The following is a 9,264-nucleotide window of genomic DNA, read 5'->3' as shown; positions in this document are numbered from 1 at the left end:
GGAGGGCGGCAACCATCCCATCTCATCTGGCAGTCGGTGATGTGGCGGCCGGGCACAGGGTAGGTTCCTCATTGGCGTGAAGAAGCCTGTTCCTTACCCGGTCGGCCGCGACGGCCAGACGGTGCGGTCCTGACGGATCGCACCGTCACCTCTCATTCTGATTGCCGCTCAACTTCCACCCTGATCGCCGCGCCTCACGCTCAAGCTGCAGCGCCCGCTGCCCGACGACATGCTCCAGATCATGGCGGAGGGGCGCGGCTCGGACCAGCCGGAAGTAAGGTGAGGCATAGTCCGGGCGATCCGGACCGCTCCCCATCATCTCTCGGACCCCGGCTCCCACTCGTTCTTCTAGGGTTTCTTACTCGGGAAAACTGCCACCTTTCCATGCTTCGCAGCCTTGATCACGCCCTTATTGACCAGGATGGCGACGATCAGCTCATGGTCGGCATCGCTCGGGCTCACGGATACGAGGCATCCGTCCCACTGCGGGTCATCCAGGCTCGTGTCATGGTTCGCCCAAGGCAGGAACAGGTGGCGCAAGGACGCCCACAGCTTGGCGCTTGCCTCAGGAAAAGGCAGCGGGCGCATGCCCTCGGGGGGTTGCAGGCTGCGCTCGCTATTCCCTTCTGTGAGGCGGACGCGGTCTTGCGAGATGCCAACGGCCGCAAGGCGGCCGACGGCCTCCTCGGCATCGGCGCGGCGGCGGAAAAAGGCCGTGACGGGTCGCCGGGTGGAGGGTCCTGTCACGGTACCAGAGCTCATGACCTCGCTTCCTTGTCAGGGTCTGACGCATCGGGGGCGAGCCGCTCCACGACCGCGCGCTGCTTGCGCAGGGTCACCGGCACCTCGACGGTCTCAGCGGCAACACGGCGCCGGATGTGCAACTCCTCCTTAAGCACCAGGCGCTTCTCGACCACGAGCACCTCCTCCAACACCGGCACGATGGTCACGTCGCCCTCGGTTCGGACCTCCGGGGCCATCTCGACCATCCTTCCGACGGGCACCCGGGTGACCTCGACGTCCTCGCGCTGCACGTCCGCGCTAGCGAGTTCCTCAACGATGTCGGTGATCGTCCGCACACGCACCCGTCCGGAGACGACCTGCCGCTTGCTGATGGTGGCGGTCTCCTCAACCAGCGGGATGACGTCCTCGGCTACGGTGCGTGCGCTGCTCTTCAGAACATCATCAAGGACAGGCATCGGCTCTTGGTCATCCGTCGTGTTCGGGTTCGTGACTGGGTCGGCCATCGATCCTCTCAGGGTAAGCGACAACCAACGGATGCCCGGAATGGGAGTTCCCGGCGCCAAAGAGGCTCATGAAGCGGCTCCCCTGCAGGAACAGCTTCCGTCCGCAAGCCTGGCGTTAGGAACCGTTGCTGTGGTCGCACATTGAGCTCCTACGTGTTTGACACATAGGAGAATCACCTTGAGACGCCTCGGCTTCGCGACACTCGCCGTTCTGTCCACCCTCGCCACGGCTGCCGTTGCCCAATCGATGAACACCCAAGGCACCGGATCCTCAACCGCGCAACCGACAAACAGCGGCGCGTCCAACCCGGCCGTCACCCACAAGCCTGCGGACAGCCCGCAGTCCACCGGCACGGTCGAGCCTGGCTCCAACAGCTTCACGGAAGAACAGGCGCGCTCCCGTATCGAGGCGCAGGGCTTCAGGAACGTCGCGGAGCTGCGCAAGGACGATCAGGGCATCTGGCGCGGCAAGGCGGAGCGCGACGGCAAGTCCGTCAGCGTAGCCGTCGATTACAAGGGCACCGTGCAGGCGCAGTAAGCCGGACGCGACTTCTAAAACTCATCTGACAACCGGGACACCGCCGAACGGTGGCCCCCAACCGAGGAAGTGAACCGATCATGACCAGCAAGACCATCACGGCATTCTTCGACAATTACGAGGATGCGTCCGAGGCCGTCCGCCGACTGGAATCCGCCGGGGTCCCGCACCGCGACATCAGCCTTGTCGCCAGCAACGAGGGCGACCGCTACTCGTCGCACGCCACCCGCACCTTCGACGGCACGAACCATCATGACGACGTCAGCGACGGCGCCGGCACGGGCGCTACGGTCGGCACCCTGGCGGGCGGCGGCGCAGGCCTTCTGGCCGGCCTCGGCATGCTGGCGATTCCGGGTCTCGGCCCCGTCGTCGCGGCCGGGTGGCTGGTGTCCACGCTTGTGGGCGCCGGCGCCGGTGCAGCCGTGGGCGGCATCGCGGGAGCTTTGGTCGATGCGGGTGTGGATGAGAACGATGCGCATGCCTACGCCGAGGGCATCCGCCGGGGTGGCGCGCTGGTGACTGTCCGTGCCTCCGAGGCCGACGTGGACCGGATCGTCGACATCCTCGATGATGAGGGTACCGTGGACTTCGACGAGCGCGAGAACACCTGGCGGTCCGAAGGCTGGACGGGCGCCAGCACCACGACCGGCAGCAGCACCGCAGCCGGCCTGACGGGTCGCGCCTCCACCAACTCCGATCGTGCGGACGAGGTTATCCCCGTTGCCGAGGAGGAGCTGCATGTGGGCAAGCGCGAGGTGAACCGCGGCCGCGTGCGCCTGCATTCGCGTGTGGTCGAGCGTCCGGTGCAGGAGCAGGTCACCCTGCGCGAGGAGCGTGTTGCCGTGGAGCGCCGTCCGGTGTCCAGCACCACGCAGGCTGGCACTCTTGCTGGTGATCCGTTCCAGGAACGCACCATCGAGGTCGAGGAGCGGGCCGAGGAGGCGGTTGTCTCGAAGGAAGCGCGCGTGGTCGAAGAAGTGGTGGTCCGCAAAGAAGCCGAGCAGCGGACCGAGACCATCTCCGACACTGTCCGTAAGACCGAGGTCGATGTGGAGGATGAGCGTGGCAACACTGTCTCGCGCACTGGAACCACGGGCACCCCGAGCGATCGAGATCGCTAACAACATGAGGAAGCCCGGCTCAGCCGGGCTTCCCTCTCCGTTCCGGGCTGCCGCGCCAGCAACTCCTGTCCGAACTGTCGGAGGAACTGCCCGACGCGGTCGACCAGTTCAACCCCGGATGGTCGCCTGCCGACGGAGCACGAGGTCTCGTCCCGCTGGGTCTGAGCGGCCCGATCACCCGCAAGGGCTGAAGTTGTCCAAGCCCTTGCGGTCAGAGGAACGCGGGCTTGCGGCCAACGTTGATCCGTAGCCCCTGTGGCCGAGAGAGGAACATGATGCGCAACAGGCTCTACGCTTCGATGATCGTGACGCTGGCTGGAGTGGGCGCTGCCCTCGCCCAGGCCACGCCGCCTGCCCCATCCGGCTCGCCCGGCGCGCCCGCAACAACCGATGGCGGCGGCTCCTGGTTGTGGATCATCATCGGCTTGGCGATCATTGCCGGTCTCATCTGGTACTTCATGCGCGGGCGGGCACGGACCACCACGGCAGGCACGAGCAGTACCTCGGCCACCTCCGGGACGACCACGGGCCGCACCAACGTGTACGACAACGACAGGCGCAAGTAGACGGCTTCCTGGCCTCTCCTGACGTCCCCACCTGCTCCGGTTGAGGATGCGCGATGGGAATGTAGGTTTCAGGAGGGCCATTCCCCCTGATCCAACGCCATCGCAAGGATGCGGTTCTGTACGCTCCTGTAGCGGTGGCTTGCCTCTTGAAGCATGGCAGCGCCCTCGGACTGGCACTGCTGCTCCAGCTCGGCGGCGACCGATGCTAGTTCGGACGCAAGGATCCCGTCTTTGCGGGCGAAGTCCTCCAAGGCGTGCTTGGGGGACAGACCATCCTGACCGCTACTTGATGCTCCTCGAGCGCGCTTCCCAGTTATATGCGCGCACCGACCATCCCCCAGAAGGCCCGCCCAACCTGGGACGCTCCAGCCCCAGCCGCATCGCGGTCGAGCCACGAAACATGTCTGAGGGCTCCCAATATTTGGGACGGCTGACCGCGCTGCATTGGTGGGGTCGACGGTCTTGACGACCCAAAATCCCATTCCCAAATCGATGGTCGCCAAGGCTCGGACGAGCTTGGCACACGGGCGCCGGCGGTGTCCGGCGCTCTCGGATCCATGTTGCTCCAAAGAGGATGTGGCTATGAGAACCTTCGACTTCTCCCCCCTGTACCGCTCCACGGTCGGCTTCGACCGCCTGTTCGACCTGCTCGATCAGACCGCCCGGGTCGAGCCCATGACCAACTGGCCGCCTTACAACATCGAGAAGGCTGGCGACGACCAGTACCGGATCACCATGGCGGTGGCCGGATTCTCCCCGGACGAGATCGAGCTCACCCAGCACGGCTCCGCCCTGCTGGTGACCGGACACAAGGCTGCCGAGGAGGACAAGCAGTACCTGCACCGCGGCATCGCCACCCGCGCCTTCAAGCAGACGTTCAACCTCGCCGACCACGTGAAGGTGACGGGTGCGAGCCTGGAGAACGGGCTGCTCACGGTCGATCTCGTGCGCGAGGTGCCCGAGGCCTTGAAGCCGCGCCGGATCGAGATCGCCACGAACGATCAGCCTGTGATGGCGCAGGACAACGCGAAGCAGATCGAGCACGGACCGCAAAAGACCAGGGCCGCGTAAGCGCGCCAGCCGCACATCGCCTCGGGCGCCCCCTGCCCGAGGCTGGACCGTTTGCAGAACTCAGGAGGGATCAATGCAACAAACGTTCAGAGACGACATCGCGAGCGAGCTGACGTGTCCCCATCACGGGCTCAGTCACTCTTTCACGCATCCGCACCAGGTGCTCGGGCATGCCCTCCTGTCGCGAGGCGAGAAGCGGGCCTTGCTCGCTGAATGGGCGTCGGACGCCTGTTCGGTCGAAGGCCGACCCGGATGGCGGCAAATCCCCGGTTCCGGAGCCGTTGTCGTGATCGACGACATCCTCGATGCCCTCCGAGCGCTGGACTACAGCCACAGTTGACGGGGTATGAGGTGAGAGCCGAGGCCTCCGTCCCTCCGTCCAAGGGGCCATCATCTGGTTGCCTTGGCTCTATGCCAACGCTCGTCGCCGCGAAGTCCGTGACCTGCCCGACTTGGATCGCGCCCTGGTGACCCCCGCGTCCGTGTCCGCGTCATCCGACGATGTGGTGCCTCATCCCCGTGAACGATGGCGGGCCCCGGTCATCTTCGGGTATGTCGGAGGCGCCGATGAGAAGCCCGTAGCAGCTCGGTTACTTCGGCACGTGGCGACGGACACCCTGTCAGGCGGTGTGGTCTGGCCCCACGACTGGGTGGAGGACGATCTTGCGTCTCCCCGGAGCTACTGGATTCGTGGCGTCCCCACCACCAAACATCGGACGTCTGCAACGGGTCTTGGTCGTGTAAAAACGCTTTGGCAGGAGACGGATTGCGGGTGTCCACACGCTAAAGCCCGTCAGAATCATCAACAAGCGCGAGCTGGCTGCTGATCGACCGCATGAGGCTCCTATCGCCTTTGAGGCGCTCATTGGACAGCCTGCCTGATCCGACACCGAGTCACCCCGACTGCAAACTGACGCTTCGCGGACGAAGGAAGCGACAGAGCGCGAGCAGGAATCCGTTTGGAAGATGGATGGTCAGGCTTCTTCGCGTGGACGGATCCAGACCGGCGCATCCGCGTTTTGCACCTGCGTCAGGTGCGCGTGGCGCGTTTGCTAGGAAATGTAACGCTCGGTTGAATGGAGGGAGGTCGTGGCCGAGTCCCCTTACGAATTGCTTGGCGTGAAGCCCAATGCGTCTGCAGAAGAGATCCAAAAGGCCTACCGGAAACTGGCCAAAAAGTACCACCCGGATCTGAACCCCGGAGACCGGACGGCCGAGGACCGCTTCAAGGCGGTTTCAGCCGCCTACGACCTGCTCAGCGACCCCGAAAAGCGCGCTCGTTTCGACCGGGGTGAGATCGACGCGTCGGGCGCCGAGCGGCCACGGCGGCGGTACTACCGCGACTTCGCGGCGGAGGACGCGGGGCCGTCCTACACCTCCGACGCCGGCTTCGCGGATTTCATGGATCAGGACATTCTGTCGGAACTGCTCCGCCGCGGCGCACGAAGCCGCTTCGCGATGCCCGGGCAGGACATCCGCTTCCGTCTCGCCGTCGACTTCCTCGAAGCGGTGAACGGCACCCGCAAGACCGCAGTGCTGCCTAATGGCGAGTCACTCGACATCGTCATTCCGGCCGGCGTTCGCGACGGCCAGGTGGTGCGCCTCGCCGGCAAGGGAGAGCCGGGCATTGGTGGTGGTCCGCCCGGCGACGCCTTGATCGAGATGCATGTCCGTCCGCACCGGCTCTTCACGCGCCAGGACGACGACATCCGCCTCGACGTGCCGGTTTCCCTCCGCGAAGCCGTCCTCGGAGGCCGCATTCAAATCCCGACGCCGACCGGGCCCGTCATGGTCACCGTTCCGAAAGGCAGCAACACGGGCCGCATCCTGCGGCTGAAGGGCAAGGGCGTGCCACGGCCCGACGGGACGCGAGGCGACCTGCACGCCGTCCTGAAGGTCGTCCTGCCCGACCGTCCGGATCCCGAGCTCGAAGCGTTTGCGGAGCGGTGGGCTGGCGGATCGTCCTACAATCCGCGGGATCACATGGAGGCGTAGATGCTGACCCTAGATGAGTTCCAGCTGCGCCTGGACGTCGACGCCAGAACCGTTCAGGTGTGGGTCGAAGAAGGGTGGCTCCTCCCTCAGCGGGGGCAAGGAGGCTTGGCATTTTCCGAGCTGGACGTGGCGCGGGCCCGGCTCATCCGGGACCTCAAAGACGGGATCGGGGTCAACCACGAAGGCATAGGGATCGTTCTGAACCTCATCGACCAGGTTCATGGCCTGCGCAGCATTCTGCGGGAGCTCCTCCTTGCAGGAGCCAACCGACCACCTGGGGCATAGGCCCGGCAGTTGGTGAGCGAAGAGACCGATCCGTCCGAGTGGGATAGCCTCCAACGCCACGCTTCTCCGGCGGCCTGGCGGAGGCAGTCCGTTCGCCCGGGATTTGTCGCAAGGATTTGTTTCAGAGTTCAGCTAATCCTGCCCGTCACAGCGACGGAGAGTAGCGTATTCAAGGTTAGGCGTTTTGAGCGGTCTGTGATCCTGCTCTGTATCGGGTGGCATCTGGCCTACAATCTAAGTCTCCGTAACCTGGAGGAGATGATGGCCGAGCGGGGTATCTCAGTCGACCATGCGAGGGTGCATCGCTGGGTTGTTCGTTACTCACCGGAACTGCTGGAGCGATTCAATCGGCGCAAACGAGCAGTCGCCGGTACATGGCATGTTGATGAAACCGATATTAAGGTCCATGGGCAATGGCGGTATCTCTCCAGCGCCATCGACAGCAATTGGGACACCGTTGAGTTCTGGTTCAGCGAAAGACGAAATCTGACAACTGCCAAGCGCTTCCTCGATAAGACGCTCAAGCGGCCTGGCCGGCCTGAGCGTGTTGTGATCGACGGCAGCCGGACCAACCGGGAGGCAATCCTCCCCTGCGATACGACAGACCGGCTGCAGGATCGGTCACGGCGGAAGCTGAAGCCAATCCGGATCCGTCAGAGGCGCTATTTGAACAATCGGATTGAGCAAGATCATCGTGCAACCAAGCGCCGAGTGCGGCCGATGCTCGGGTTCAAGTCCATGGACAACGCACGTGCGATCCTCGGTGGAATCGAGATGGCTCACATGATGCGCAAGGGACAGGCAAAATTTGCCTGCGCGCCGCAGCTGTCCCTCGCCGAGCAGCTCGTCGCATAAGCAGTGACAAGCTGTTCGGGCGTCTTTCTGTCCTCAGCCATGACTTGCGACAAAACCGAAAGTCTCGTCCTTCTGGAGCAACTTCGGCATTGCACCCCCGCCATGCTCATGGGGGACGGCGTTCTGAAATCGCGGTGAGCTTCATGCCGCCTCCTTCCTGCCCTTGAGTTTGATGTTCTGACAAGTCTTCTCCCGCTCCTCGTTGCAGGGCTGGAGGTAGAACTTGCCGCAGTATTTGCACTCGACTGGGCGCTGCTCCATGATCATGCTGCCTCCTTGCCTGTGAACTCAATGCTCGCTCAACGGCCCGAGATCACGCTGCCATTTCCTCCAGCTCGCGCCTCCACTGGCCTGCCGCAGCCAGACTGTTCATCCGGGCGCGGTGGGAGAAGGCGCGCTGGGCCGCCTCGACGTTCTCGGCGCTGCCAGACCAAACCTTCTGGGGCGCGGCTTGGAGCGCACGGCCGTAGGAGAAGGTCAGCCGCCACGGCGCCCTGCTGGTCCGGTTCATGGCGTCGAGGTGGGCGGTCGCCTCCTGGTCCGACTGGCCGCCTGAGAGGAAGGCGATGCCCGGCACGGCGGCGGGCACGCAGCGCCTGAGCACCATGAGGGTTTTTTCGGCAACCTCCTCCACGGGCGCCTGCACTGGCGCCTTCTTGCCGGCGATCACCATGTTGGGCTTCAGCACCATGCCTTCGAGCACGACCCGCTGCTCGTACAGCTCCTGAAACACGGTCTTCAGCACGAACTCCGTCACGGTGGCGCAGCGGTCGATGTCGTGCGCCCCGTCCATCAGGACCTCAGGCTCGACGATCGGCACCACGTCCTGCTCCTGGCAGAGCGCCGCGTAGCGCGCCAGGGCATGGGCGTTGGCCCTCACGGCCGTCCAACTCGGGACCCCCTCGCCGACGTCGATCACAGCTCGCCATTTTGCAAACCGGGCGCCGAGACCGGCATATTCCTTGAGGCGCTCGCGCAAGCCGTCGAGGCCCTCCGTGATCGTCTCGCCGGGACAGAAGGGCAGCGGCTTGGCGCCGAGATCGACCTTGATCCCAGGAATCGCGCCCGCCTGCTCGATCAGCTTCACCAGCGGCGTCCCGTCGTTCGCGGCCTGCCGGATCGTCTCGTCGTAGAGGATGACGCCTGAGATGTAGCTCTTCATCGCATCCGACGAGCGGAAGAGCAGTTCGCGGTAGTCGCGCCGGTTGTCGGGGGTCGACTCAACACCGATGGCATCGAAACGCTTCTTGATCGTCCCCGAGCTTTCGTCCGCTGCCAGGATGCCCTTCCCGGGCCGCACCATGGCCGCGGCGGTTTGTGTCAAATGATCAAGATTCATCCGTTTCCTCCATTGATGAACAACCTTACCGAAAAGGTCCCGAAGGCTCTGAACGGGCGGGATCACTGTCTTTTTGGAGCTGTTGCCTACGGGACCTCGCTTTACTCACCGCGTCGGTCTCAGGCGGCAATCTCGACCCGCACGTCACCGGTCCTACTGAGAACATGCGTCGCCACCTCGCCTCCGGCGCGCCGCACCGCGAGGTCGAGGCGGCATCCGTCGACTGCAACGTTGCGCAAGACGAGCT

At 64.5% G+C, this 9,264-nt stretch carries 11 protein-coding genes; 8 read left to right on the top strand and 3 right to left on the bottom strand.

Going from position 1 to position 9,264, the window contains the following annotated elements; all coding sequences use genetic code 11:
* Positions 1–348: 348 nt before the first annotated feature.
* Together OC446_RS27640 and OC446_RS27635 are read right to left on the bottom strand one after the other, a co-directional pair.
* Positions 349–762 carry a hypothetical protein gene (locus tag OC446_RS27640; protein WP_262032160.1) on the bottom strand — a complete coding sequence of 138 codons (414 nt, stop codon included), beginning with the start codon at positions 760–762 and terminating at the stop codon, positions 349–351.
* Positions 759–1,247: a YsnF/AvaK domain-containing protein gene (locus tag OC446_RS27635; protein WP_262032159.1), complete on the bottom strand. Its 489-nt coding sequence runs from the start codon at positions 1,245–1,247 to the stop codon at positions 759–761. The genes OC446_RS27640 and OC446_RS27635 overlap by 4 nt, the downstream gene beginning before the upstream one ends.
* A 178-nt stretch (positions 1,248–1,425) precedes the next feature.
* On the opposite strand from OC446_RS27635, the gene OC446_RS27630 reads away from it, so the two are divergent.
* The 8 genes from OC446_RS27630 to OC446_RS27595 all read left to right on the top strand — a co-directional run bounded on the left by OC446_RS27630 (position 1,426) and on the right by OC446_RS27595 (position 7,678).
* Positions 1,426–1,785, top strand: a complete 360-nt coding sequence (locus tag OC446_RS27630) for a PepSY domain-containing protein (protein WP_262032158.1) — start codon at positions 1,426–1,428, stop codon at positions 1,783–1,785.
* A gap of 80 nt (positions 1,786–1,865) precedes the next feature.
* Positions 1,866–2,906, top strand: a complete 1,041-nt coding sequence (locus tag OC446_RS27625; RefSeq protein ID WP_262032157.1) for a YsnF/AvaK domain-containing protein — start codon at positions 1,866–1,868, stop codon at positions 2,904–2,906.
* A 272-nt stretch (positions 2,907–3,178) separates the two neighbouring features.
* On the top strand, positions 3,179–3,472 hold the full coding sequence (locus OC446_RS27620; protein ID WP_262032156.1) for a hypothetical protein: 294 nt from the start codon (positions 3,179–3,181) through the stop codon (positions 3,470–3,472).
* 582 nt (positions 3,473–4,054) lie between these two features.
* Complete coding sequence (locus OC446_RS27615) at positions 4,055–4,543, top strand: Hsp20 family protein (RefSeq protein ID WP_262032155.1); 489 nt, start codon at positions 4,055–4,057, stop codon at positions 4,541–4,543.
* Positions 4,544–4,616: 73 nt separating this feature from the next.
* Positions 4,617–4,883 carry a hypothetical protein gene (locus OC446_RS27610; protein WP_262032154.1) on the top strand — a complete coding sequence of 89 codons (267 nt, stop codon included), beginning with the start codon at positions 4,617–4,619 and terminating at the stop codon, positions 4,881–4,883.
* Between the two features lie 749 nt (positions 4,884–5,632).
* Complete coding sequence (locus OC446_RS27605) at positions 5,633–6,538, top strand: DnaJ C-terminal domain-containing protein (protein WP_262032153.1); 906 nt, start codon at positions 5,633–5,635, stop codon at positions 6,536–6,538.
* Complete coding sequence (locus OC446_RS27600; protein WP_262032152.1) at positions 6,539–6,823, top strand: chaperone modulator CbpM; 285 nt, start codon at positions 6,539–6,541, stop codon at positions 6,821–6,823.
* Positions 6,824–6,961: 138 nt separating this feature from the next.
* Positions 6,962–7,678, top strand: coding sequence for an IS6 family transposase (locus tag OC446_RS27595; RefSeq protein WP_262032161.1), 717 nt, complete (start codon positions 6,962–6,964; stop codon positions 7,676–7,678).
* Positions 7,679–7,991: 313 nt separating this feature from the next.
* Here the strand turns inward: OC446_RS27595 and OC446_RS27590 are convergent, their stop codons facing one another.
* Entirely contained in the window at positions 7,992–9,017 is a 1,026-nt protein-coding gene (locus OC446_RS27590; RefSeq protein WP_262032151.1) for a class I fructose-bisphosphate aldolase, read from the bottom strand.
* Between the last annotated feature and the right edge of the window lie 247 nt (positions 9,018–9,264).

The sequence above is a fragment of the Microvirga sp. Mcv34 genome (assembly GCF_024519725.1).
In the GTDB taxonomy this organism is placed as follows: Bacteria; Pseudomonadota; Alphaproteobacteria; order Rhizobiales; family Beijerinckiaceae; genus Microvirga.
This window is presented reverse-complemented; position numbering and strand designations above follow the sequence as displayed.

Excerpts from the sequence above, each read along its gene's own strand:
- OC446_RS27620 (WP_262032156.1), top strand. The coding sequence starts at position 3,179 with ATGATGCGCAACAGGCTCTACGCTTCGATGATCGTGACGCTGGCTGGA.
- OC446_RS27625 (WP_262032157.1), top strand. The coding sequence starts at position 1,866 with ATGACCAGCAAGACCATCACGGCATTCTTCGACAATTACGAGGATGCG.
- OC446_RS27635 (WP_262032159.1), bottom strand. The coding sequence starts at position 1,247 with ATGGCCGACCCAGTCACGAACCCGAACACGACGGATGACCAAGAGCCG.
- OC446_RS27640 (WP_262032160.1), bottom strand. The coding sequence starts at position 762 with ATGAGCTCTGGTACCGTGACAGGACCCTCCACCCGGCGACCCGTCACG.
- OC446_RS27615 (WP_262032155.1), top strand. The coding sequence starts at position 4,055 with ATGAGAACCTTCGACTTCTCCCCCCTGTACCGCTCCACGGTCGGCTTC.
- OC446_RS27600 (WP_262032152.1), top strand. The coding sequence starts at position 6,539 with ATGCTGACCCTAGATGAGTTCCAGCTGCGCCTGGACGTCGACGCCAGA.
- OC446_RS27590 (WP_262032151.1), bottom strand. The coding sequence starts at position 9,017 with ATGAATCTTGATCATTTGACACAAACCGCCGCGGCCATGGTGCGGCCC.
- OC446_RS27610 (WP_262032154.1), top strand. The coding sequence starts at position 4,617 with ATGCAACAAACGTTCAGAGACGACATCGCGAGCGAGCTGACGTGTCCC.